General features: G+C 73.7%; 1 protein-coding gene. It reads left to right on the top strand.

The window, feature by feature from the left end; all coding sequences use genetic code 11:
* Window positions 1-61: 61 nt before the first annotated feature.
* Window positions 62-764, top strand: a 703-nt coding sequence (locus tag BMG07_RS40870) for a FimV family protein (RefSeq protein ID WP_374221486.1), incomplete at its 3' end; no start/stop codon positions are given.

Below are 764 nucleotides of genomic sequence, written 5' to 3'. Positions count from 1 at the left end.
GCCGTCGGCACCGGTTGCCGCCGCACCCGCACCTGCGCAAGCAGCCGCACCCCGTGCCGCCGTGGCCGCAGCCGCGCCGGCCCGTGCCAGCGGTGGCAGCGGTGGCGGTGAACAAGTCACCGTGCAGCGCGGCGACACCGCCAGCAAGATCGCCGGTGCCCACAAGCCCGCCGACGTGTCGCTCGACCAGATGCTGGTCGCGCTGCTGCAGGCCAACCCCGACGCATTCGTCGGTGGCAACGTCAACCGCATGCGCGCCGGCGCCGTGCTCGACCTGCCGAGCGCCGCCCAGGCCTCCGCCGTTCCGGCCGCCGAGGCACGCCGCACGGTCACGGCCCAGAGCCGCGACTTCGGCTCGTACCGTCAACGCCTGGCCGAGAACGCGCCCACGTCGAACGTAGCCGCCGCGGGCCGAAAAGCCTCGGGCAAGCTGCAAGCCAACGTCGAAGACCGCAACGCCGCCGCCAGCGCACCCGACAAGCTCACGATTTCGCAGGGCAGCGCCTCCACCCGCGCCGCCGACGAAAAGGTCGCGCAGACCCGCCAGGCGCAGGACAGCAACAACCGCGTCGCCGAGCTGTCGAAGAACATCGAAGAGCTGAACAAGCTCAAGGCCAACGCAGGCGCCGGTTCGTCGGCACCCGCGGCCGCGCCCGCCACGCCGGGCATCCCGGTTCCCGCACCGTCTACCGCAGCCACGACGCGCCCGCTGCCGCGAGCCCCGCGCCAGCACCGGCTCCTGCTCCGGCGGCCGCACCTGCAGC

Source organism: Variovorax sp. E3, assembly GCF_016082275.1.
Classification (GTDB): Bacteria; Pseudomonadota; Gammaproteobacteria; order Burkholderiales; family Burkholderiaceae_C; genus Variovorax.
Note: the sequence above shows the minus strand (reverse complement) of the source record. Positions and strands in the feature narration are given on the sequence as shown.